This window comes from Paenibacillus selenitireducens (genome assembly GCF_002021565.1).
GTDB classification, from domain to species: Bacteria; Bacillota; Bacilli; order Paenibacillales; family Paenibacillaceae; genus Paenibacillus_K; species Paenibacillus_K selenitireducens.
This window is the reverse complement of sequence record NZ_MSZX01000002.1, coordinates 369,962-394,230: the sequence shown is the minus strand read 5'-3', so window position 1 is coordinate 394,230 and position 24,269 is coordinate 369,962. Positions and strand designations below refer to the sequence as shown.

Below are 24,269 nucleotides of genomic sequence, written 5' to 3'. Positions count from 1 at the left end.
GAGGAAAGTCGGTTTTTTGATGCCAAAATAGCTTATATTCGATCCTTCGGATTATTCTGCGCCTCTTGTTTGACATTCTTCGCCGCTACTTGATCAGCATAACCGGCTTGATTCGCATATTTGTTTCCTTTATTTTTCTTGTATTTCTCGGCCATTCCACTCACCTCCCCTTCTTAGTGCCTCATGTTCATGAATGAGTTCCATTTTTCATAGGGTCTCCTGGCGGACATACATTTTATTCTGGCGCACCGCATATACCTAAGAACATTCATGTCGTGCCGTTAAACCCTTATTTTTCCGGGATGAATTATCGTGAAGGAGATGAGCTTTGATGTGCGGAATAACAGGTTGGATCGACTGGCGAAAAGACTTAACACAGGATTCGACCATTCTGGAAAATATGACAGAGACATTGTCGGAACGGGGTCCTGATGCGTCAGGCACGTGGATCTCTGGTTCTTGTGCGCTTGGGCATCGGCGCTTAAGCGTCATTGATCCGGAGAATGGTGCCCAGCCTATGATACGTACCGTCGGTGATGATCGATATACCCTTGTCTATAATGGTGAATTGTATAATGCCATCGAACTGCGCAAAGAATTGGAAGGACGCGGTCATGCGTTCCGCACCACGTGTGACACGGAGGTGCTTTTGGTCGCTTATATTGAATGGGGGCCTGCTTGTCTAGATCGATTTAACGGTATTTTTGCGTTCGCTGTCTGGAATGAGAAAGAACAACATCTTTTCCTAGCACGCGATCGTTTAGGGGTCAAACCACTGTTCTACGCGGAAGTGAACGGTTTGTTTATTTTTGGTTCGGAACCCAAAGCCATTCTAGCCCACCCGGCGGTAGAGCCTGTCGTAAGCGCGGATGGACTTGCGGAAATCTTCGTGGTTGGTCCTGCACGCACGCCAGGAAATGGCGTCTACAAGCAACTTACGGAACTGCGGCCAGGCCAATGCCTCACCTTTGACCGGAACGGTTCCCACATCGCAGTCTACTGGAAGCTGGAAGCCTTAGAACATTTGGAAGATGTGGATGCCACCGCCGTAATGGTACGCGAACTACTCCAAGATACGTTGGAACGCCAACTCGTCTCGGATGTACCCATCGGTACCCTCCTGTCCGGTGGTTTGGATTCCAGCGCATTAACCGCGCTTGCGGTTCAATACTATCAACGAACAGGTTCTAGCAAAACCTTGAGCACCTTCTCCATCGACTATGTCGACAATGACAAGTACTTCACCGCGAACACCTTTCAACCGAATGCGGATGCGCCATGGATACAACGAATGAATGAACATCTTGGCACCAAACATCATTGGATGCAATTTGATACTCCTGAGCTCGTGCAAGCTCTCCTTCCTGCGATGAAAGCGCGCGATTTACCAGGGATGGCCGACGTAGATGCATCACTGTATTTGTTCTGTAAAGAAATCAAAAAAGAAATCACGGTCGCCATTTCGGGCGAAGCCGCAGACGAAATCTTCGGCGGATACCCTTGGTTCCATCGGGATGAAGCTTTAAATGCCGGTACCTTTCCTTGGTCCTTGGCATCCCAGTGGCGCTCGGAGCTATTATCCAATGAAGTTGCCGAATGGATTCAGCCGCTCCACTATATTGCCGATCGGTATGATCAAGCCCTGCGTGAAGTGCCTCATCTCCCTGGAGAATCCGTACAAGAATATAAAATGCGTGAAATGTCTTATTTAAATATTACCCGCTTCATGCCAACCTTATTAGATCGAAAGGATCGAATGAGCATGGGCGTTGGGCTTGAAGTTCGCGTCCCTTTTTGTGATCATCGCTTGGTACAGTATGTATGGAACATTCCATGGGAAATCAAAGCCGCGGGCGATCGCGAGAAAGGGATTCTGCGCAAAGCGTTAAAAGGCGTCCTGCCAGATGACGTGCTCACGCGCAAGAAGAGTCCTTATCCGAAGACGCATAATCCGAACTACTTGGCAGCCGTGAAACGCTGGTTCTTGGAAGTGATCGATGATGCAAACTCCCCGCTGCTTCCGCTGATCGATGTGAAGAAATTGCGGGAACTTGCGGAATCCGATGAAGCCAAATCTAATATCCCTTGGTTCGGTCAGTTAATGAGCGGTCCTCAGCTGTTCGCTTATCTCATTCAAGTAGATACATGGTTACGCCACTATAAAGTCAGTATTCGATAACTGCCCATTTTACGAAAAAATGCCCTTCGTTCTCCCGCTTCTTGGGAGGTTGAGGGCATTTTGTTTTTACCATGTTATGGAAAAGTCGAAACCAACAAAACTTTCTACGTATCCCGCGCGTCTGTTACCAACAGGCGATTTTTTGCGATACGCAGCGAATGGATGAGTTTACCAATATTTCAATTTTGAAATAAATTGTGTTTTATTTGTAATCTGACTGTAATATAACATCGGATATAATGGAATATGTTTGTCTCATCATTCATTGCATCGGGCAACGAAGAGGATCGTACAACAAGATTACGGGCAATACAATGGGTTGATTTACCCCCGTTTTCTATATTGAATGCGGGGGTTCTTCATGTTACACAACATCGAGAGGACTGATTTCATGTGAAACAAAAAGAATTATCGACAACGGAACAAATGATGGGGTTATTAGACAAGCTTGACCCGATTATAGATCATGAAGAGGCGCAGCAACTTGGCGTTAATATAGATAGAGGAGTTCTTACATATGTCTAGTCTACAGAAAGGAAAGAGTCATTACATTACTGGGCTAGACGGATTGCGTGCGCTTGCTCTGATCGCAGTCATTGCCTACCATTTGGATATTTCCGGGATCCCTGGCGGATTTCTCGGTGTTGATATATTTTTCGTCCTATCCGGCTTTCTTGTGACAGATCTAATCATTGCTCGCCGAAAGAGTGAACACCGATTGAATTTAGCGAATTTCTGGGTACGTCGATTTAAAAGATTATTGCCAGCCCTCATCTTCATGCTGATAATCTTAGTAGCGTGGGTTACGCTGCTGGACCGCTCGCTGCTTCCCTCATTACGCGGCGACGTACTTGCAACAGCGGTTTACGGCAATAACTGGTGGCTCATTTTCCATCAAGTCTCATACTTCGAACGATTCAGTAATCCCGCACCACTAGTTCATCTCTGGTCTTTGTCCGTTGAAGGTCAGTTCTACATCGTGTGGCCGCTCTTGCTCGCGCTTGGTCTGCGGTTCACACCAAAACGGATCCAAATGGTAGGCATAACATTATTGCTCATCTTAGCTTCGGTTCTGACCATGGCATTGATGTACCAACCCGGATTTGATCCAAGTCGAGTATATTATGGTACGGATACGCGCGTGTTCGCATTACTCATTGGCGCATCGCTCGCCATGCTCATACCCAGTCATACATTCGTATCAAACCATAACGTTCGAACACGATGGATCTTTGAAGGCATGGGTTGGTTGGGATTAGCTACGATCTTATATCTCTTCATACATATGAATGAATTTGATGACTTTGTCTACCATGGAGGACTCGTCATTGCAGCCGTCGCGGCGGCGATGGTGGTTGCTTCCTTACTCCATCCGACAACGCAGATAAGCAAGCTCATGAGTTGGAAACCGCTGCGGTGGATTGGGGTTCGTTCCTATGGGATTTATCTATGGCATTATCCGATCATCGAATTAACCAAACCTGCCGTGAACACCGATGGGTTCAACTGGACACTTACCATCTTGCAGGTCTCTGCCAGTGTTCTACTTGCAGCATTTTCTTATAAATACATCGAGGAACCCATCCGCCGGGGCGCCATAACAAAAGGATGGAAACAGATTTATGAGCGGAAATGGACCTGGAATCAGCTCTCGTTGAAGCATTGGATGATATCCACCTGCGCAATCGCCATTCTCATCGTATCTTCCGTCGGGATGATTACCCGGATTCCCGTTACAGCTGCTACGTCAGAGCAAGTTATTACGGATCCAAGCCTAACACAACCACCTGTTGCAGCAGAGGAAGTACTCGGTCCGATCTATCCGGATCCTACCCCTCCGCTGCCTCATACCGCTGAGCCTGTACCTGAAGTGAAACCAAGCAAACCTGTGTCTCCGACGCATACTGAATTAAATGCAAATGTGAATGCCAAAGAGACGGCAGTGACGGAAGAATCTAAAGGAACTACCTCCAACACAGATGCCGAGCAACCGGATTCCGATGCAACGGGGACTCGTGATGGCACCAGCTCTCAAGCGGAAGGAAAATGGGGCCGTGTAACAGCAATTGGAGACTCCGTCATGTTGGATGGAAAGCCCTATCTCGAAGAGATGCTTCCAGGCATTCATGTCGATGCTGTGATTGGGCGTCAGATGTCAACCGGTTCCAATATGCTTAGGCAGCTTGCACAGGATGGGAAGCTTGGCAATTCCGTAATCATTGGGCTTGGTACGAATGGCGCATTCAACAAAAAACAACTGGAAGGCTGCTTAAACTCCCTTCAAAATGTAGAGCATATTCTACTCATCAATTCGCGTGTCCCGCGCAAATGGGAGAGTCAGGTGAATCATTTATTGGATGATTTATCACGTAGCATGCCGAATGCCACGCTCATCGATTGGTACAGCGCTAGTGAGCATCAGGACGATTATTTCGAGAAAGACGGTGTGCATCTCACGCCTGCTGGCTCCAAAGCGTATGCCTCCCTTATCGCGGATACACTGCAATCATTGTAAGCACTCATTCATATCATCATACAGACGTCCTAATCTGCGGAATAGGACGTCTTTTCGTATTTTGGCGGTTTTTTAGAACCTTTGTCGAACAGGGCGATAGGTAGAAGGAATCTGAGATAACGAGGTGTATTAATACAAGAACAGGATAAATCCGTAAAGGTGTGAATGAAGTGGAGACATCGATCATCCGAAGCGTAGAGGAACTATATGCGTTTGAAAAGCAATGGAGAGATTTATTACTTCATGTAGAAAAACCCGAGATTTTCGCATCGTGGGAGTGGCTGCAGGCCTATGTTCGCCACTTGTTAGACCCGAAAAAAGAACTTTTCATTATCGTTGTAACCGATCAAGACAAATGCGTCGCCATAGCTCCATTATGCAAAGTGAGTCAAAGAATCAAATGGCGGACGGTGAATGCTTTGCAGTTCATCGTCTATGATACCGGGGAATCAAACAACTTTTACTTTCATCGAGAATACCATGGCAAGAAACTTGTGAAAATGATTTCCGGTGTACTGCTTGAGCATCAAGACGAATGGGAATGGATCGAACTGTACAGTCTTCAATCGAACAATCCGAACACAGCCTTAATCAAACAAACGTTCAGTGAGCAATTTGAACTATATGAAAGACAATTATCTTCGACGCCGTATATCGATAAAGATACTTACCTACTCCAAAAGATCGATAAAAGTAAAATCAAAGATATTGAACGAAGAGAACGAAAACTGCGCAGAGAACATGAGGTGAAGATTAGACTCAACCAGCCCTATGATGAGCGAATTTGGGACAACTTTAGTGCATTACATAAGCAGCGCTGGCAGGACAGCTTATTAAACAAAGCAGATCATGAAGCATTTATTAAAGAAATCATTCATACTCGAGAGCAAAACACACATTTTTCATATATTGAAATCGATGGACAAATCGCGGTAGGGAATCTTGATGTTTCATATGGAGATAAAGTGTATTTATACATGATGGCTTCTCCAAAGCTCTATGCCGAATATGGGTTGGGACTGATATTAACCAATCACGTCGTGAAGTCCTATTTAGACAGTGACCTGCGAGAAATCGATTTTTTGAGCGGTAATCAGGAATATAAATTTTACTGGGCAGATTCGATTAAGATTAACTATCATTTCCGCATGTTTAACCGATCGCGCAAAAGAAAGCTGCTCCGTGCTTATAGCCTTTTCCAAATCATCAAGCCACGCTTGAAATCACTGCTCCTGTCGAGGTAATCGAATAGATCAAAAAAAAATCCCTCCATTAAGAGGGATTTCTCGATATTTGGCTCATTAATTGTTCAAGCGCTCTTCCGCGATGACTAATCGCCTGCTTCTCTTCCATTGTGAGTTCCGCCATCGTCTTATCGTACTCAGGCAGATAGAAGAGTGGATCATATCCGAACCCGCCAAAGCCACGCGGTTCTGCGATAATGAATCCTTCCACGTCGCCTGAGGCCTGAATCACACGATCGGTCTCCGGATCATAGACCACCAGTGTGCATACGAACTGTGCTGGACTTAACAGCGGCTGTTCCGTATCTTCACCTTGCTCCATTTGACCCAGTGTATCCAGCAGCTTCTTGTTGTTGGCTTCGTCCGTAGCACCCTCTCCGGCATAACGCGCTGAATACACGCCAGGTGCTCCATCCAACTTATCGACACATAGTCCCGAATCATCAGCTAAGACCGGAATTCCTAAGGCTAGAGCAACCGTCTTCGCTTTCTTCAAGGCATTGTCCGCAAAAGTCTCACCGTCTTCAACGACATCTGGCAGATCCGGGTAATCATACATGCTCTGCACGTTCTTCCCAATGGCCGCAAAGGCATGCGCGAACTCCTTCACCTTACCTTTGTTCTTCGTTGCAACAATAATCGTATCGTGAGCGATCTGATTGACCATGTTGATTTACCCCCGTGCAGCCGCTGCTACTTTTTCAATCTTCTCAGAAATAACCGGTCCAAGGGCTGTCTTCTGAAGCTCGACAAGCTCTTGAATGCCTAATTCCCCTAATGCGAGCAGTTGGTTGAACTCCTCACGGGAGAACGGTGCCTCTTCGCCTGTACCTTGTACTTCAACGAATTTACCGCTTCCTGTCATGACGACGTTCATGTCCACCTTGGCCTTGGAATCTTCCTCATAGTTCAAATCTAACATCGGCTCGTCATTGATGATCCCAACGCTTACGGAAGCCAGAAAATCTGTAATCGGAAATCTTGCCAATTTATGCTTCTCAGCTATTTCATGAATGGCAATGGCCATCGCAACGAAAGAACCGGTAATCGACGTGGTTCTCGTCCCACCATCCGCCTGAATGACATCACAATCAAGTGTAATGGTACGTTCGCCGAGTGCATGCAGATCCACGACCGAGCGCAGCGCGCGACCGATTAAGCGTTGAATTTCCATCGTGCGTCCTGTTAATTTACCTCTAGCGGATTCCCGTTGGTTCCGCACTTGCGTTGCCCGCGGCAGCATGGAATATTCTGCTGTAATCCAGCCTTTCCCTTGACCCTTCATAAAAGGAGGAACCTTCTCATCTACGGTCGCCGTACAGATCACTTTCGTATCTCCAAATTCGATAAGCACCGAACCCTCTGCATATTTGTTGGCATTTGTTGTGATGGAAACCGATCGTGTTTGATCTGTTTTTCGTCCGTTCAATCTCATGATTGCAACCTCCTCTATTTTGACACGTGCATCTTTTCAGAAAAACGTAACTTCACTATTCTACCAAAGACTTTTTAGAAAAGCACCTTTTCGGATCAACATTTGAAGACAAAAAGCGGGGGATTCGCATCCCCCCTGTTTCAAATGTATCCTATGCGGTTAATCCATCTTATCGAACCCTTACAATTTGATGGCATTGATGCTGTTTGGACGAGATACGGGTTTACCATAGTTTTGGTCGTCATCCCCGATTACATTCTCGGTACCATTAATTTTAATTTGTACTTTTTGGGCACTCGTATTTTCCGTTAGCGTGAGGACAAGGGCTTGCAGCATTTCAGAAGGTGTCTTGTCTTTCTCATCGAAAATGGAATCCGTTAAATCGACGGTGATTGTATCCTTCGTCTGTTGGATTTGCTTCACTTGTGTCTCTGTGTCGATGACAGGAACAAGGGATTTATCCGTGGTAAGCGGACCTTGAATTAATTGTTTCAGTGAGGCTTGTGCTAAATCCGATGATGGTTCGATCAAGCGTGTAACAGGGACATAATATTGTACATTATCCGGTGTTACGGCAGAGAAATACACAGTAACCGGCATCGAGTTCAGGTAAGTGACATTATCCGATTTCTCTAAGTTGATACCCATTTCACGCGTTAGCGGTTCATCCATTGGCAATCCGTCGACAGGCATTTCGTTCAATTGTTGACCGTCCAGCCAGATTTGAACTTTATCAATCGTTGGATCGTTCGTTAACGTCCAAGTCACGGCTTCTACAATTTTACGCTCATCTTGCACATTATAATCAGAGAACTGATGGGAAAATTCAACGATGGCAAGCTTCTGTTTATCATCACGAGTTACGCTCTTGACTTGCGTTCCTTTTGGCAGAACTCCTTGGAAACCTGTTGGCAGGTCAGCTTTATACTTTCCGTCCTCCACCATCATTTCCAGTGATTTCACAGCTGCGTTCTCGTCTTTCTTGGTTTTTACGTCCAAGGTAATCGGTGCAAGAAATCCATTGCCGTCTTTTAAAAACACGGTTAAGCCATTTTCAATTTTGGCTTTCGCAGTTTGTGGCGTTTTGACAGCTTGGACGGGTTGTGAATCATTCATCATGGACAATTCGACATCCGATGGCGGTGGGTCAATCTGAGTACTGGCTTCTTTCGAGAACAACCCGCAACCCGACAGTGTTAAAGGTATAGCGATGAGTCCCCCTAGGGCCAAATTGCGAAGCCATTTGTGTATAAGCATCTTTCATTTCCTCCTTAAACGGAATGGTTGTACTTGTACTACTATGTATACGAGTCTCTGGCGGAGATATAACTACTTTTTGTCCAATTCATCTATGTTGGAATGTGTTTTTTTTCACGGGATGAAAAATAAGGCTGGGGTATACTAATTGAAACAGTTAGCAAAAATAACTTCGAGGTGTATTCAAATGGATGATACAAAGTCTCCTTATAGTCTCGACAGTACAAAAGTCGCGGATGCCACCCGCAGGTTGATTGCGGAACGAGGCGTCACGATCGAACAAATTGCAGAATTGGTTTTGTTCTTGCAGCAGAAGTATTTCCCGGATCTAACGCTTGAGACCTGTATGGAAAACGTGGAAATGGTCCTGTCCAAGCGTGAGGTGCAGAATGCCGTACTTACGGGCATTCAACTTGATATGCTTGCCGAGCAAGATAAGCTGATACAACCGCTGCAGGACATCATCAAAAATGACGAAAGTCTATATGGCGTCGATGAAATACTCGCCTTCTCGATCGTGAATGTCTATGGGAGCATCGGCTTCACGAACTATGGTTATGTGGACAAGCTAAAGCCGGGGATTTTGGAAAAGCTGAACGATAAACATGACGGCGAGATACATACGTTCTTAGATGACATTGTCGGTGCAATTGCCGCTGCTGCGAGCAGTCGAATCGCGCATCGCCAGCAAGCTGCCAAGGAAATGGCTGAAGGAAAACTTACTCCAAAAACGAAATTTCCAGAATAGGTGTTGCCTTTTTGAACTAGATGCGTTATGATCAATTCAAGAGTTATTTAGAATAATTCTAATTTAGAAATAATTATAATAAGAGGAGATGTTACACATGAGCAACTCTAATAATCAAGTCGTAGACGTACTAAATAAACAACTGGCTAACTGGAATATCCTTTTCGTTAAATTGCATAACTTTCACTGGTACGTTAAAGGCGAACAGTTCTTCACATTACACGAAAGATTTGAGGAATATTATAACGAGTCGGCTACATATGTCGATGATCTAGCTGAGCGTATCTTAACTTTACAAGGTAACCCGCTCGCAACCATGAAAGAATACTTAGCGACAGCTACCATTCAAGAAGCAACAGGCAAAGAAACGCCAAAAGATATGGTCGCTTCGATCAAAGCTGACTTCGAAACCGTGATTGCTGAGTTGAAAGCCGGTATGGATGTTGCTCAGGGAGCAGAAGACGAAGCAAGTTCTGATATGCTCTTAGGCATTAAAGGTACACTTGAGAAACACGTATGGATGTTGAGAGCCTTCTTGGCTTAAGAAGACTAACCCCGCAACCTGAGGATTCGGTTTGCGGGGTTTTTGTGTTGTGTGGAGGTATGGGGATCGCCTGATGCAAGTGTGTAGATGAGGGGCAGTAGGCTATACACAGTAGCACTTTGCAATAAGTCTGTGAATATCGGCCTTATCTTGGAGTAATCCAACACAGAACGTACAAATGAGCTCATACCGGACCAATTACACAAGTGATTATCGAAGTTGTGCTTGGGAACGTTGATGTCTCTCACCTATACTTCAGCTATATTGGATTTTTCCACTAACTTTGCTTTAATTCTGCCGATTTTGCTCCCTATCTTGGAGTAATCCAATATAGAACGTGCAAATGAGCTCATACTGGACCTTTTCGTGCTCCTACATTGGATTTGTCCATTATACGAGTACCGTTATCCTCTGTGATGAGGGCTATGTTCGAATTATCCAATATAGGTACGCTCTATCAACAATTGCCGCTATATCGCAATTCCAATGTGGGAATCATTTCTCCGTTCTTCTCAAATTCTGACCAAATTAGATAAATCTAAAAAGTGTAGAAGTATCGTCAACGCACACAACACAACATACCTTGCCAATTCCCCTCAATACTACCTACAACACGCGACATGAACTATACTCCATCCTCATTTCTCTCCACCAGCCATACTAATCATACAGGTCATACTCTACTACTCATACTCATACTCATACAAGCCATACCATTCCCCCTACCCACTACTCAACGCATCCTCCACCCGCTTCCTCAATAAGCACCTAACGACAAAAAGCCTAATCCCCATTGAATCGGAAATAGGCTTCTTCATTTACTATACGGACCGATAGATCATAGTTCCATCTACTAAGCGCTCTTCGCGCGCATGCCCCCTGCGCTCCAATTCGATCAGATGTGCCAAGGTCTCGGACATCGCGAACCGAAGCTGATGCACGGTAAGCTTGTTGCTGTTAAATAACGCGACGCAGCATTGATATGCCGTCTTGGGTTCCGTCAACAGTTCCCTAAACTTCAATAATCGCTCTTCGTGATGCACCAGTAAGTCGGCAATACGTCCCTGTACATGCTGGAACGGGTTACGATGGCCCGGATAAGCGATCGCCACGTCGTAACTAGACAAATGTCGCAGACTTGTCAGGAACGATTCTAACGGCTGTGGATCACTGCCCGGCACATAGCTAATATTAGGTGAAATCTGCGGCAGCACCTGATCCCCGATGATCATTTCCTTCGTCGCACCTGCGTAGAAGCAGAGGTGACCCGAGGCATGTCCATTCGTCAGGATGGTCTCCCACGTTCGATCTCCTAGTTGAATCGTATCCCCTTCAATATATCGCACCTCAGGCTGTGGGCTCACAAAAGGGACGAAGCTCTCCAGATGCGTTCGGATTTCGGCTAACATGTCCGAATCCATCCCATGCTGCTCAAACAAGCGGTAAATCACGTCGGTCGCTCGTTGTCCTTGCCCCCACATCATCTGCGCATGTTGATGGGCAATTTCCGACATATAGACGGGTGCATCACATGCTTCCTGAAACCAACCCGCAAGCCCGTAATGATCTGGATGATGATGGGTTAATACCACCTTCTCCACATCGCTTATCTTCATGTTCAATTCAGCAAATGCGGCCTGCCATGCCTCAACGGCGTCTTCCGTATGCTGGCCTGGATCGATTACCGTGTAGCCATTTGATCCTTCTACGAGATAGCTATTCACCCATTTCAACGCATTCGGCAGTGGGATTTTGACCTGTGAGATGTCACTCCCCCATGCTGTTAGTTCTAGCTTGGTTGACATTGACGATACTCCTTTACCCTCGGCCTACAAAGATCATTCGCGGTGAATTCACCTCATCATATGTACTTTCGTCATACGTCCCGTGAACCTGCTCAAGCTGCAACCCAACCTTGTCGAGCATTTCTTCGAACTGATCTAAGCGATATAACTTCACGCGTTCAAGATATCGGCGCTCATCACGACCTGCATCTTGAATCACAATTTCCTTCTTCACATAACCATTTTCGATTTTTCGATATTGAACAATTTTTACCCCTTCCTCTTCTTTCTCGGAAAAAGGGACCAACGAATTTTCGACCACAATCGGATTGAGATAATCAATAATAAAAGGAGCGCCTGGCTTTAACATGCGTTTGATCTCATATAGTACTTTCATATTTTCTTCATCTGACTCAAAGTATCCAAAAGACGTAAACAGATTCACCACTGCGTCATACCCGCCCTGGAGCGGAAGTTCGCGCATATCGCTCTGTATCCACTTGATGCGATTGTCCGTATCCTGCTTCTTCGCTTCGCACAGCAAGACATCCGACAGGTCGACACCTGTCACTTCGTATCCTTGATCTGCAAGGACAACAGAATGGCGTCCCATACCGCAGCACAAATCAAGCACTTTAGCACCCGCAGGCAATCCCAGCCAGTTAATCATCTTGTGAACTTCTTGGTATGCGCCATGTAAATCTCGGTGTCGATATACGATTAAGTAATCTTCTCCAAAACTGCGTTCAAACCATTCACTCATGGCGATTCCCTCCCCCCCATTATACATTTTCTCTCTATTTAAAATTAATCCGCCCTATTTAGTCTCCCGATAAGCTCCATAAATTGCAGTCCTTCTTCTTCGGTCCATGACTCGAATAATTCGTGGAATCGATGGATTCGTGCTTCTTTAGCTTTTGAGAACTCTAAGCTTCCTAAGTCTGTTATTTGGAATAAGCTTGCGCGCCCATCATTCGGGTCAGGCAATCGTTCAACATAACCTTTGCCCTCTAGCGCGGCAATTTGTCTGCTCATTGTGGAGGCATCTAATCGGAACTCTTCAGCTAAGGCTTTGATGCCTTGGGAGCTCCGGCGACTCAGATAATGAAGAATTAAATATCCTGAACGATCTAAATTGCCCAACCGTTTCTCCACAGCCATCGATGAAGCTTTGCGAATTAACATGGCCATCTCCAAATCTAGCTTCTCGATAAGTTCTTGATTCATCTCATTCACCCTACCCATTCATACTCTTTCGATAAATTTAACAAAATTTGTGTAACACAGCAATCTCTATTGACTCTCCTCTAAATACATGTATAATACATATATATTAATGCATCATACACATACTTACAAGTTCATCCATTTGCTAATGGAATTTGCAAGTTATAGGGGGAAACATAACCAATGTCATCATCCACATCGCAATATCAAGAAATAGAGGCGCGTTCGGGGAAATCCGGCATATTAAATCAACCGATCGCTGTATGGGCCATCGTATTTGCCAGCATTATTTCTTTTATGGGATTAGGCCTTGTTGACCCGATCCTACCGGCAATCGCCGAGAAATTACATGCTTCACCAAGTCAGGTGTCCCTTTTGTTTACGAGTTACAATTTAGTTACTGGCGTAGCCATGCTAATTACGGGCTTTGTCTCATCTCGTCTCGGCACGAAATGGACGTTAATCACCGGGATCTTCATGATCATTATTTTCGCAGGACTTGCAGGGAGTTCCAATGCCATCAGCAGTATCGTCTGGTTCCGTGGTGGCTGGGGATTAGGGAATGCGTTGTTCATTGCAACTGCGCTATCCGCCATTGTCGGCTTATCCCGTTCAGGAACAGCCAAAGCCATTATTCTCTATGAAGCCGCACTCGGGGTTGGGATTGCCATTGGACCCTTACTTGGCGGTGAGCTTGGATCCATCTCCTGGCGCGGACCCTTCTTCGGCGTTAGCGTCTTGATGGCACTGGCTTTCTTCTTCATTCTGTTCATGATGCCGAACGTACCAAAACCCAAAAAAGCCATACCGATCTCAGCACCCTTCAAAGCATTAGCGTTCCCTGGTTTGTTAACTTTAGGCGTCACTGCCTTTTTATATAACTTCGGGATGTTCACCTTAATGGCGTACGCTCCATTCGTGATGCATTTGGATGAGCATGGTCTAGGCTATGTATTTTTTGGTTGGGGACTGTTGCTCGCGATTACGTCTGTATTTGTCGCACCGAAATTTCAAAGCTGGTTAGGTTCGGTTAAATCGATATGTATCGTACTTACATTGTTCGCCATCACCTTGCTCGTTATGGGGATTGGGGCAGATACACCGAAAGTCGTTATTATTGCCGTGATCGTGTCGGGGATTTTCTTAGGGATTAATAACACGCTGATTACCACAGCCGTTATGGAATCCGCTCCAGTAGAACGTTCCGTTACATCCGCAGCCTACAGCTTCGTACGGTTCTTAGGCGGCGCTGCAGCACCTTACTTGGCAGGTAAACTTGCGGAATGGTATAACGCGAAGGTTCCTTTCTACTTCGGCGCAGCGATGGTCCTGATCGCCGTGATCTTCTTATTCGCTAGACGTCACCATCTGGCTGGCATTGATGCCGCAGAGTCACATCATTAAATCTGAAGGAGGACACCCTGATGTATCAACATATTTTAGTTCCAGTAGATGGTTCGGAGCACAGTCTCCTAGCTGTTCAACATGCAATCAAACTCGCACAACATGAAAAAAATTGCAAGCTTACCTTGCTGCACGTCAACCCTCATATCTCCATAAATGAGGTTGCGATCGGCGTCGATCTTATTGCATTGCAAGAAGAGGAAGGACGCAAAGTATTAGATCATGCAGAGCAGCTTCTCGCCGATAAGAACATCGAGTATAAGACCGCATACTTCACAGGAGACCCTGCCCAACTCATCTGTAAAAAAGCGAAGGAAGAGAACGTTGACTTGATCATCATGGGGAGTCGAGGCATCAGCCTATTCTCAGAACTATTTATCGGCAGCGTTAGTCATAAAGTCGTGCAGCATGCGCCTTGTGCCGTTATGGTCGTCAAATAACATAGGCATGTTCACGTTAAAGGACACGTTATCTATCTAACGATAGAAACCGTGTCCTTTTGTTATGGAGTGTAAATTAGGGATCAATGGGTAACCTATGAGAAATTATGATGTTAGATGATTCCATATGAACGAACGCACGCCAACCCTTCCTTATGCTCTATATATATTTGACGGAGGAGAGTATCGCTATGAAAACAGGATGCTATAGGATCGTCCTGCTCATCACATCTCTCAACTTATTGTTATCAGGATGTCAATTCAAAGATATGGATAAACGATCTTTTGTAACAACGATGGGAATCGATCATATCCCTAACCGACCGGACGATGTACATATAACGATGAAAATCGGAATTCCCTCAGCGAAACGATCTCCCGGCGAGGCCAAATTCATTACTACGAGTCATGATGGTCCAACGATTGGAGAAGCCATAAAATCCATTCAATCCCTGTTCGATCAAGAACTCGATTTCTCGCATTTAGCCTTGATTGTGATGGGAGAAGCCTATATTCAACAAGATTTCACACAGGCCATCGACTGGTTGACTCGTAGATATGAGATCCAACAGACTTCGTTGTTTGCAGCGGGTTCCCCAGATGCAAAGACGGTATTAAACGTCAAGAACGCATCGGAGCAAGTGTATGGTAACGCACTCACGCTTCACTTCCAGAAGTACGGGATTTCGGAGTCCGAAACGATCGGAATTACGAAATCTGAATTTTTTAATCGTTGGAAAGAAAAAGGTAAAGACCCTTTCTTGCCCATCATTCATGTGACGGACCAGAAGTATGATATTAATCAAATCGCTTTATTACACAAATCGAAGTCCATTGGCAAGCTTTCGCCTCATGAAGTACAGCTTCTAAAAATGCTAATGAAATCAGGCAATCTATTTTCATTTCGGGTCAGAGAACCCCAAAATGCCTTTGTCGTGAAAATCAGCGATTCCACATGCAAGCAATCCATAACGCGAACTGCGAATGGTATTGTCATAACAATTCATATGAAGGTAACAGGAAGCGTATCCGAGCGCAAAAAAGCCTCCCTTGCCTTATCTAAAGCGGATATGGAAAAGGAGGCCAGCGCAGAGCTCCAGCACCGTATGGAAAAATTGCTTAAGCATTTGCAACAAACAGACTCCGATCCCGCAGGGTTTGGGCTCAGATACCGAGCGACCTATCGGGATGGAGATGCCGCAGAATGGGCTTACTGGGTCCGCCACTACCCTAAAGCAACCTTTGATGTGGTCACGGAGGTGCATCTGACCGAATCAAGTGTCATTAAAATCTAATCAGCTCTCCAGCTCCTTTTCCCGCTGAAGGATATCTTTAATGGATGTTTTGAGCGCGGCTTGCGGTCCCTCAAAATGTTTGTTGTAATACAGAAAATCCATCAAAATCAAGAGCACGAACATGCCGATCAATGCATAACCTGCGTTCTGGTTCGGCGGAATGACCATCAAGACGCTGATGAAAATGATCCATAGTAACGAAAGCACATTAATAAACCGTCCGTATTTGCCCAAATTCCATGGGCCCAGATGCTTGGGCTGGAACTTCCCTTTGGCTTGGGCAGCTAACCGAAGAAGCATCGGGATGCCGTACGCAACATAGAGGCCGACGACGCTAATTGCCGTCATAAATACAATGGTACCTACGGTGTTCTCTGGGTTAATGAGCTTGAGAATATAATCGATCGCTGCAAGTACAAAGGACAGGATGATGGCAAGCCAAATGGCTTTGGCCGGTGTCCGGAATTTACGCGAAATCTGAGCCCAATGCTTGCTGAACGGCATGCCTTTATCCCGGGAGAAGGCATACATCATGCGAGAAAAGGATGTGATCGAAGACAAGCCGCAGAACCACATGGCCAGCGTCACCAACCACAGAATCGTATTGCCGAACGTACCCCCAAGGGCTTCGGTGATGACATAGATGAACGCGTTGCTGGCCCCTGCGGCTGCACTCGCATCTTGGATCGATAAAGTGACAAAGACAAGCATGATAAAACCGAAAACAAAGGAGTACGCAACAGAAGTGAAAATTCCCCAAGGCGCACGAATGCGGGGGTTGATCGTTTCCTCGATCGTATGCGCTGACGCATCATAGCCCGTAAAGGTCCATTGTGCTTGCAGCAATCCGATTAAGAACGCAAAGGCATAGGGTTTATCGGAGAACGTCTCTCCCACTTGGAAAATATAATCGATCGGCTTCAAGCCCGAATTCGTGAAGAAAGCTAGGCTCACGACCAATACAGCAACAATAATAATATGGTACCATGCGGAAATATCGTTGAATTTCGCCACCAATCGAATCCCGACATGATTTAAGATGCCGTGGCTGAGCAAGATGACAGCGAATACGATCAAGGTTGTCGTATCATTCGAAGTGTAGCCGAAGACCGATGCGAGCAGCGGATCAGCAAATAAGGCCACCGAATAGTCGATCCCTGCCACGATTCCGATCTGGCCAATCAAGTTAATCCATGCCGTATACCAGCCCCACCGTTTGTTCCCAAGTAGAGATGCCCAGTGATAGAGCGCGCCCGCTGTCGGAATCGCCGATGCAAGCTCCGCCATGGACGCAGCGACAAGAATGACGAATAGTGCCACCAACGGCCATCCAAAGCCCATCATGCCTGGACCGCCGTACAGCAGACCATGACCGTATAAGGATACCGCACCCGTTAGAATGGAAATGACGGAGAATGAGATCGCAAAGTTAGAGAATCCGCCCATACTGCGGAGCAATTCTTGCGCATAGCCAAATCGGTTCAAATCTTTCTTATCTTCAAGACGTTGTTGATCCGTTGTCTGACTCATTGTATCGCTCCTTTACATATTCTTGGCCTAGCTCAAGAAATTCTCATGGTTTTTCTCGTCGTAATTCCGGATATTTTTGTTCGCCAGCAATACGATGCTCACGATGACCGCACATGTCAGAAGCACTAACAAAATTCCGAGAAGCAAGTTCATTCCACCACCTCCTCGCCTTTTAGCCTTCCATGCTCCAACCTCTACATCACGAGTTTGACACCACTGGCCTGTTGTTCAAGCATCTTATGAAGTACCGTCCCCATATGGGCACCCGCTTCAATCGGCGGCGTTCCCCCGCGATGAATATTGGAAATGACGGTCCGGTCGGATTCGACCGTGCCAACATGCGGACGATAGCACATATAAGCGCTCATAGATTCGGACGACACCAGACCCGGCCGTTCGCCAATCAGCAGGACGAGAACTTCGGGTTGCAGGATCTCACCAATATGATCCATGCAGCCTACACGGCCTCCTTTGACAAAAAACGGTGTGCCGCAGCTTAATCCATAGACTTTCAGCGCATTCATAAGCGCAGGGTAGACATCCTTCAAGTTACTCTCAATGGCATTTGCGCTGAGACCATCTGCAATCACAACCTGTACTTGCGGCTTCAATATACATTTGTCCTTCATCAGCGCAACGCCTGAATCCGTAATTAATCGCCCTTTATCCGGTCGCCGCAGAAAGGTCTCCATATTCTCATAATGGGTCTCGACGGTGAAGAGATTCATTTCCTGAAGCAGTGCTGGCGAGACTTCGCTAAAAACGGCATCAATCGCGGCAGCATGGGCATTTCGCAAAGCAAGCATCGTAGAGGTTAGCGGCCTTGTTCCGGTTCGCCATACCCCAATGCGGGCAGGTGTGCTTGCTAATAATTCCTCCATCCCTTCGGCCCATTTCGGTTCAGGGACATTTGAGTGTTGTATAGGATCTGTAAGAGAAGGCGGGAGTTCTTCCACCCGCGAGTAGGTATCCATGATATCGATCTGTGTTGAACGGAAGTCCTGCGCTGTTATGGACTCCGAAATCGTCGATGATTCTTCGGGTGCTGTGGCCTGTGCCTGTTGTTGTTCGAGGACTTTCATGACTTGGTCCACGAGCCAATCCAACGTCGTCGACTCGTTCATCGATTTTCACCCTCCTTGATTCCAACGAATACATGCAATTACATGAATAAAGTGGGATCTCCGGCATGCGCGGTCAACCTGCCGTTCTGCATCAGTCCGAATCGTTCCAGCCACATCTCGAAATCCGGAGCAGGGCGCAGACCGAATAGTTCCCTCACGGTGGCGATGTCATGAAAGCTTGTCGATTGATAATTCAACATACAATCATCAGCCATCGCAACGCCAATCAAGTAATTCACACCCGCAGCTGCCAGCAGAACAGCCAAATTATCCATATCGTTCTGATCTGCCTTCATGTGATTCGTGTAGCATACATCAACGCCCATCGGCAGCAAATGCATTTTGCCCATGAAATGATCTTCAAGGCCAGCGCGCATGACCTGCTTGTTATCGTACAGGTACTCCGGACCGATAAAGCCGACGACGGTATTGACGAGAAACGGTTTATATTTGCGGGCGAGTCCATAACATCGGGCTTCCAGCGTCACTTGATCAATCCCATGATGCGCTTCTGCCGATAATTCGGAGCCTTGCCCTGTCTCGAAATACCACAAATTCGGACCAGCAGCAGTACCGTCTCGCCGAATCAGATCATCCGCTTCATCCAATAACTTCTCATGAATGCCGAATGCCTTATTTCCCGCTTGCGTCCCTGCGAGACTCTGGAAAATCAAATCCGCCGGCGCCCCTTGCCGAATAGCACGCATCTGCGTTGTGACATGTGCAAGTACACAGTTTTGCGTAGGTATTTCCCACGTGTGCATGACTTCTTTCGTCATTTTGAGTACTTCCCTCACACTATCTGTCGTGTCAATGACGGGATTCACGCCAATGACGGCATCCCCTATCCCATAGCTGAGGGCTTCGTAAAGTGCTGCCTTGATGCCCAAGATGTCATCGGTTGGATGATTGGGCTGCGCGCGGCCCGAAAGCACACCCTTTTGCCCAATCGTATAGTTGCAATGTGTCAACACTTCAATCTTCGCTGCCGCTTGGATTAGATCTAAATTGGTCATCAGCTTCGCAACGGCTGCGATCATTTCACTCGTCAGGCCGCGGCTTAGGCGGATGATTTCGGGCTGACCTGTGGACGGTCGCAGCAGATATTCACGAAGTTCGGCAATGGACCAATTCCTGATTTCACCATAGATCTTCTCATTGAGTTGCTCTTCGATCACGCGGGACACCTCATCCTGCTCTGGTGGAAGCAGAGGTTCATTGCGAATATCAGCCAGTGTTGCCTCTGCAAGGGCTGCTTTGGCTGCCATACGTTCTGTATGATCTTGTGCCGCGATCCCGGCAAGCTGATCACCAGACTTTTCTTCGTTCGCTTTGGCCATAATTTCCTTCAAACTCTGAAACTGATAGGTCTTCCCAAGCAGTGTCATCTTGGTCTTCAACGCAAGACATCTCCCTCCAGATTTCTTAGAACGCCAAGGTCTTGATTATGACAGGAATGGTCGTACCGTTGACCGGAGTTCCCAAATCGATATAGTCACCGTGTTCCACACGAATTTGGTCAATACAAATCAATTGCGGCTGGCCTAGACATAGCAGATGCAGACGTTGACCTAACGCCTTCGCGATATCTTGCTCACAGACGAGCACTAAAGTTTCCACATGCGGAAAATACTGCCTGAAAGCTGCGATAAGCTGTGTTGCTACATACTCGAGTTGATCATAGGAAAGGTACTTTAGCTTACGAACCTGTAACGCAAAGCCGATGACGCGTATACGTGAATCTGTCCGCGATGCGCTCGCGTCTGATTCCAGATATAATGCCGCTGCTTGACGAAAGGTGTGATGGAGGAGCGTTGTGTATTGAGAAGCAAATGAGGGTGAATCTGTAACAGGGATAGCGAACTGTACGATCGGTACATTGCGAAGGGGGAGAAGACCAGGCTCAAAGTGTACCGTGGAACCGCTTATTTCCGTGCTCTGCATCCCTGCACCTAACACCGTCGCTCGCACAGTCTGGAGCGGAGGGATGATCTCAAGCCCTTGTTCTTCGCAGACCACACGCAAACTTGATGCGAGTAGAGGTCCGACATCTCCGAAAACCGTTACTTCTTCGAGCGCTGTAGGATTGGAATCCATCGTATAGAACCATTGCCCAATACCGCCAGATATCATGATCTTCGTAAAGGTTAATGAATGTTCGCGAGAAACCTCCTGCGCAGTACTTCCTATCATCAGAAGCTGCGATGTTTCGTCACTTACGTGACGAAGCGCCGATAATAGGCTTCGATTGAGCGTGATCGTCAAGTTTCGTAACGTTTCGTAGGTTATGCACTCTCCACATCGAAGAGCATATCCATTCGCCTCTAGCCATGGCTGCAGCGCCCCCGAAATATAGGTAATCGTTCCATCGGGCTGCAATCGAATGAGGCGTCCGCCAACATGATAGGTTACCGTATGGATGACTTTTCCGCGATAACAATAGGCCGCGTTCGCCGTTCCTCCCCCAATATCCACATTCACGAGGATATCCTTCTGCTCTCGGGAATAGGCAACCGCACCCGAACCCTTGGCAGCTAAGACAGCCTCCAAGTCGCTTCCCGCTGTAGCCACGACGAATGCGCCGGAATCTTCCGCAAGACCATGTAGAATCGCCTGTGCATTGGATTTGCTTGCACTTTCGCCTGTAAATATCACGGCCCCCGTATTCACCTCACTCGGTTGAATTCCTGCGAGTTGATATTGTTGGTTCAACCATTGGGATAAAGGCTCCGAGTCAATTTGATCGGACACCAGAGGGGTCATAATCACCGGGCTTTCGTAACGTACCTGGCGTTCAACAATGTCATAGCGAGGAAGGGCAAACGTACTGGACATCCGGGCGAGGCGCAACCGGCTGACAATCATCTTCGTTGTACTGGTACCCACGTCAATGCCGACACTCGTTAACCACTGTTCACGAGCCGGCTTCATTCAATGCCCCACCCAGCTGGATCTAATTGCAAATCGTGAGCCAGGATGAGCTGCTGCGCCAACACAACCATGGGCTTCCGCTCGTTCATACTGTGCTCTCGCAGCCACTCATATGCTCGATCCTCGCTGTATCCATGCACTTGCATAAGCCTGCCTTTGGCCCGTTCAATCCATTTGCGATCCTCAAGGGATTGGCGCAAATCCTGTAGTTCCACGCGCACCTGCATGAACTGTTCCCGTTGGCTGCATGCCACCTCGATGGCCGGTATGAGATTATGCTCCGACACAGGTTTCACCAAATAAGCCGTAACCCCTGATTTCGTAGCCTCTTCAACATAAGAACGGTCGCTATAAGCGGTCAACAAGATGATAGCAGGCGCCCCGCTCTGCCAATGGACACTCATCTTCTGAATGGCTCTGGCGGCTTGAATCCCATTTCGTCCGGGCATTTTGACATCCATGAGCATGATCTCCGGCTTATAGCGATGTGCAAGCTCGATGGCTTCTTCGCCGTTCCTTGCTTCAGCTGCCACTTCATAGCCATGCTCGATCAGCATCTCACGCAGATCCATGCGTATGAGCGCATCATCATCCACGATGATGATCGTCCGTCGAGCTCTCTCCGTTCTAGTGGAAACGGTATGCAACGGCCTCCCCTCCTTCGTACGTTGCGTCAACATCATGTATCGTGAACAGCAATCGGGCTACCGTACCTTGTTCGGAGCTCTCGATCTGAAACATGCCGTTTAACTGCCCTTGCACCAACGTCCTTACCATGTTCAATCCAAAATGCCGAGATGGATCTTCCCATGCCGTGCGATAATCAGCACATCCTTTTCCATTATCCGCAATCGTCATACAAATCACTTCATCCGTACGTTGCAAATCAATCGTAATGAGCGGAGATCGATCCATCGGCTGATCAAAACCATGGATGATACTGTTCTGTAATAATTCCGTAACGATCAAAGCGATGGTGGTCGCCTGTTCCGTCTCTAACAGGAGGCTCTGATCCTCGTTCATCACAAGTCGGATGTTCTGCTCAGGCACCGTTAGCGAACGAATGATCATCGGACACAGCCGACTCATGACTTCCTGCAGATCGATGTGTTCGAGGCCTTTATACGCCAGCATGTCGTGAATCAGTGCAATGCTATTCATCCGGTGAATCATATCCCGATAAGTCTGCTTCACTTCTTCATGGGAAGTACGCCGTACTTGTAATCGAAGCATGCCGGAGATGGTCTGCAAATTATTTTTGACCCGATGATGAATCTCTTGAATAAAGGCAGACTTCATCACGAGCTCCTTCTCCTTTTCTTTCAACTCCGATAAATCTCGGAGCAAGAGAAGTCCTCCGACAGGATGCCCTTCTTTACACAACAGCATCGATTTGACCTCAAGCGCGTAACTCCCGGTCACAAATTCATGCGATATCATTTGATTCGGTGTGGCCTCGAGGTTCCTCGGAAGCAGCTTCGCAATAAAAGCCCCCATCGATGGTGCGGAAAAGCCTAACTTTTCCAACCAGGCATCTGCGCTTCGATTCGTATACGTGATACATCGTTCTTGATCGAATAAGATCATTCCTTCATGCATCAGCCCCGTCATACGGTCTTCGTGCATCGCAAGATGCAGTAAGGTTTCGCTTAATTGCTCCGTTGTTTCTTGCAGCATGGCGACATTTCGCTGCTGTTCGATCTCGTTCGTCATATCCCGTTCCATAATGAGAACGCCGATCGTCTGCCCTCTTGCATTCGTAATGGGCGCCACATTCTGATGCATTTCTTTCTGTTCTTGCGATATCCCGCGCGACCCGGTGATATGTTGTCCGGAATGCAGACTGTAGAGCACGGCAGGTTCATGATGCACATAAGCGAGCTGACCTACCACGGACCCCGTATAAAGGCTAGATACGGTTACCGGTTTGGACTCGGCGACAACAATGGCGGCTTGCCCTTCGCTTGTTAGGCAATCAATGAATACATCCGCCTGCGCTAGATTCGCCATGATCGGCAACTGCTTCGCGAGGTCTTGAAGCTGTGCAATATCGGATCGTTTGAGCGACGTATACTGACGACAGATTTGTTTAAGCGTCTGCTTCCGCATCCTGGCTACATCTCCTTCTAGAGTTCTCCAACATCCGCTTCGGATAGACCAAGACATTGCAAGAGCTTTTGCCGTAAAGGTTCAATGTTATGCTTCGTTAGGGATGAAGTCAGCCATACCTCGCCTTCCGGCATTGCAACACGCAGAAGAGATTCAGCTCGTTCCGGGTTCGCGTCGGGATGATCCGCCTTGGTGATCACCCCCATAGCTGGAATAGGAAAACCTCCTGCGAATCCGTGCGGCAGCGCAATATGCTTGGCGGTTGCGTCCTGCACGATCATGAGCATGCAAGCTTCAAAGGATGTCGCCATCAAAGAGCGGTAATACATTGGATTCTCCGTGTATTCCCCAGGCGTATCAATAAGCCAATCGCGATATTCTAAGCTTTGCGTCTTCCTTGCAGGTTGATCTTCGCGAAACAAGGCCTGCATGAGTGAAGATTTTCCCGCTCCTACCGAGCCAATGATCATAATCCGTTTCAGCGTTTTCTTCCCTTGTTTCAT

At 47.0% G+C, this 24,269-nt stretch carries 24 protein-coding genes; 9 read left to right on the top strand and 15 right to left on the bottom strand.

Annotated elements, in window-relative coordinates; all coding sequences use genetic code 11:
* Positions 1-32: 32 nt before the first annotated feature.
* Positions 33-155 carry a hypothetical protein gene (locus tag BVG16_RS33665; RefSeq protein WP_269845579.1) on the bottom strand — a complete coding sequence of 41 codons (123 nt, stop codon included), beginning with the start codon at positions 153-155 and terminating at the stop codon, positions 33-35.
* A gap of 176 nt (positions 156-331) precedes the next feature.
* Between BVG16_RS33665 and asnB the strand changes: the two genes are divergently transcribed.
* From asnB to BVG16_RS06055, 4 genes are all read left to right on the top strand, one after another.
* Positions 332-2,179 carry an asparagine synthase (glutamine-hydrolyzing) gene (asnB, locus tag BVG16_RS06065; protein WP_078497644.1) on the top strand — a complete coding sequence of 616 codons (1,848 nt, stop codon included), beginning with the start codon at positions 332-334 and terminating at the stop codon, positions 2,177-2,179.
* Positions 2,180-2,572: 393 nt separating this feature from the next.
* Positions 2,573-2,704 carry a hypothetical protein gene (locus tag BVG16_RS33660; protein ID WP_269845578.1) on the top strand — a complete coding sequence of 44 codons (132 nt, stop codon included), beginning with the start codon at positions 2,573-2,575 and terminating at the stop codon, positions 2,702-2,704.
* Positions 2,697-4,694 carry an acyltransferase family protein gene (locus tag BVG16_RS06060; protein ID WP_078497643.1) on the top strand — a complete coding sequence of 666 codons (1,998 nt, stop codon included), beginning with the start codon at positions 2,697-2,699 and terminating at the stop codon, positions 4,692-4,694. The genes BVG16_RS33660 and BVG16_RS06060 overlap by 8 nt, the downstream gene beginning before the upstream one ends.
* Before the next feature lie 170 nt (positions 4,695-4,864).
* Entirely contained in the window at positions 4,865-5,938 is a 1,074-nt protein-coding gene (locus tag BVG16_RS06055; protein WP_078497642.1) for a GNAT family N-acetyltransferase, read from the top strand.
* Positions 5,939-5,966: 28 nt separating this feature from the next.
* On the opposite strand, the gene BVG16_RS06050 is transcribed toward BVG16_RS06055, so the two are convergent.
* From BVG16_RS06050 to BVG16_RS06040, 3 genes are all read right to left on the bottom strand, one after another.
* Positions 5,967-6,605 carry an XTP/dITP diphosphatase gene (locus BVG16_RS06050; protein WP_078497641.1) on the bottom strand — a complete coding sequence of 213 codons (639 nt, stop codon included), beginning with the start codon at positions 6,603-6,605 and terminating at the stop codon, positions 5,967-5,969.
* A 6-nt stretch (positions 6,606-6,611) separates the two neighbouring features.
* Positions 6,612-7,373, bottom strand: a complete 762-nt coding sequence (gene rph / locus BVG16_RS06045) for a ribonuclease PH (RefSeq protein ID WP_078497640.1) — start codon at positions 7,371-7,373, stop codon at positions 6,612-6,614.
* A 180-nt stretch (positions 7,374-7,553) separates the two neighbouring features.
* Positions 7,554-8,630 carry a GerMN domain-containing protein gene (locus tag BVG16_RS06040; RefSeq protein ID WP_078497639.1) on the bottom strand — a complete coding sequence of 359 codons (1,077 nt, stop codon included), beginning with the start codon at positions 8,628-8,630 and terminating at the stop codon, positions 7,554-7,556.
* A 187-nt stretch (positions 8,631-8,817) separates the two neighbouring features.
* On the opposite strand from BVG16_RS06040, the gene BVG16_RS06035 reads away from it, so the two are divergent.
* Positions 8,818-9,378, top strand: coding sequence for a phosphatidylglycerophosphatase A family protein (locus tag BVG16_RS06035; RefSeq protein ID WP_078497638.1), 561 nt, complete (start codon positions 8,818-8,820; stop codon positions 9,376-9,378).
* Between the two features lie 97 nt (positions 9,379-9,475).
* Positions 9,476-9,922, top strand: coding sequence for a Dps family protein (locus BVG16_RS06030; protein WP_078497637.1), 447 nt, complete (start codon positions 9,476-9,478; stop codon positions 9,920-9,922).
* A gap of 821 nt (positions 9,923-10,743) precedes the next feature.
* On the opposite strand, the gene BVG16_RS06025 is transcribed toward BVG16_RS06030, so the two are convergent.
* From BVG16_RS06025 to BVG16_RS06015, 3 genes are read right to left on the bottom strand one after another with little or no spacing between them, the layout of a single operon-like run.
* Entirely contained in the window at positions 10,744-11,727 is a 984-nt protein-coding gene (locus tag BVG16_RS06025) for an MBL fold metallo-hydrolase (RefSeq protein WP_078497636.1), read from the bottom strand.
* A gap of 13 nt (positions 11,728-11,740) precedes the next feature.
* Complete coding sequence (locus tag BVG16_RS06020; protein WP_078497635.1) at positions 11,741-12,469, bottom strand: class I SAM-dependent methyltransferase; 729 nt, start codon at positions 12,467-12,469, stop codon at positions 11,741-11,743.
* Between the two features lie 44 nt (positions 12,470-12,513).
* The gene (locus tag BVG16_RS06015) at positions 12,514-12,933 is read right to left on the bottom strand and encodes a MarR family winged helix-turn-helix transcriptional regulator (protein ID WP_078497634.1); all 420 of its coding nucleotides are present in this window, start codon (positions 12,931-12,933) and stop codon (positions 12,514-12,516) included.
* 183 nt (positions 12,934-13,116) lie between these two features.
* On the opposite strand from BVG16_RS06015, the gene BVG16_RS06010 reads away from it, so the two are divergent.
* The 3 genes from BVG16_RS06010 (at position 13,117) to BVG16_RS06000 (ending at position 16,072) form a co-directional block, all read left to right on the top strand.
* The gene (locus BVG16_RS06010) at positions 13,117-14,337 is read left to right on the top strand and encodes an MFS transporter (protein WP_078497633.1); all 1,221 of its coding nucleotides are present in this window, start codon (positions 13,117-13,119) and stop codon (positions 14,335-14,337) included.
* A 20-nt stretch (positions 14,338-14,357) separates the two neighbouring features.
* Entirely contained in the window at positions 14,358-14,777 is a 420-nt protein-coding gene (locus BVG16_RS06005) for a universal stress protein (RefSeq protein WP_078497632.1), read from the top strand.
* Between the two features lie 191 nt (positions 14,778-14,968).
* The gene (locus tag BVG16_RS06000; RefSeq protein WP_158081630.1) at positions 14,969-16,072 is read left to right on the top strand and encodes a Ger(x)C family spore germination protein; all 1,104 of its coding nucleotides are present in this window, start codon (positions 14,969-14,971) and stop codon (positions 16,070-16,072) included.
* Here BVG16_RS06000 and BVG16_RS05995 read toward each other — a convergent pair whose 3' ends face one another.
* The 8 genes from BVG16_RS05995 to BVG16_RS05965 are packed head-to-tail and all read right to left on the bottom strand — an operon-like array spanning position 16,073 to position 24,269.
* A complete protein-coding gene (locus tag BVG16_RS05995) occupies positions 16,073-17,602 on the bottom strand; it encodes an amino acid permease (RefSeq protein WP_078497630.1) in 1,530 nt (509 codons plus the stop codon).
* A gap of 27 nt (positions 17,603-17,629) precedes the next feature.
* A complete protein-coding gene (locus BVG16_RS33655) occupies positions 17,630-17,755 on the bottom strand; it encodes a hypothetical protein (protein ID WP_269845577.1) in 126 nt (41 codons plus the stop codon).
* A 41-nt stretch (positions 17,756-17,796) separates the two neighbouring features.
* The gene (gene eutC, locus BVG16_RS05990; RefSeq protein WP_078497629.1) at positions 17,797-18,726 is read right to left on the bottom strand and encodes an ethanolamine ammonia-lyase subunit EutC; all 930 of its coding nucleotides are present in this window, start codon (positions 18,724-18,726) and stop codon (positions 17,797-17,799) included.
* Between the two features lie 38 nt (positions 18,727-18,764).
* Positions 18,765-20,126, bottom strand: a complete 1,362-nt coding sequence (locus tag BVG16_RS05985; RefSeq protein ID WP_078497628.1) for an ethanolamine ammonia-lyase subunit EutB — start codon at positions 20,124-20,126, stop codon at positions 18,765-18,767.
* 25 nt (positions 20,127-20,151) lie between these two features.
* On the bottom strand, positions 20,152-21,657 hold the full coding sequence (locus tag BVG16_RS05980; protein WP_078497627.1) for an ethanolamine ammonia-lyase reactivating factor EutA: 1,506 nt from the start codon (positions 21,655-21,657) through the stop codon (positions 20,152-20,154).
* Positions 21,654-22,304: an ANTAR domain-containing response regulator gene (locus BVG16_RS05975; protein ID WP_233146901.1), complete on the bottom strand. Its 651-nt coding sequence runs from the start codon at positions 22,302-22,304 to the stop codon at positions 21,654-21,656. The genes BVG16_RS05980 and BVG16_RS05975 overlap by 4 nt, the downstream gene beginning before the upstream one ends.
* A complete protein-coding gene (locus BVG16_RS05970) occupies positions 22,285-23,766 on the bottom strand; it encodes a sensor histidine kinase (RefSeq protein WP_158081629.1) in 1,482 nt (493 codons plus the stop codon). Before BVG16_RS05970 ends, BVG16_RS05975 begins: the two co-directional genes overlap by 20 nt.
* Positions 23,767-23,783: 17 nt before the next feature.
* Positions 23,784-24,269, bottom strand: a complete 486-nt coding sequence (locus BVG16_RS05965; RefSeq protein ID WP_078497625.1) for a EutP/PduV family microcompartment system protein — start codon at positions 24,267-24,269, stop codon at positions 23,784-23,786.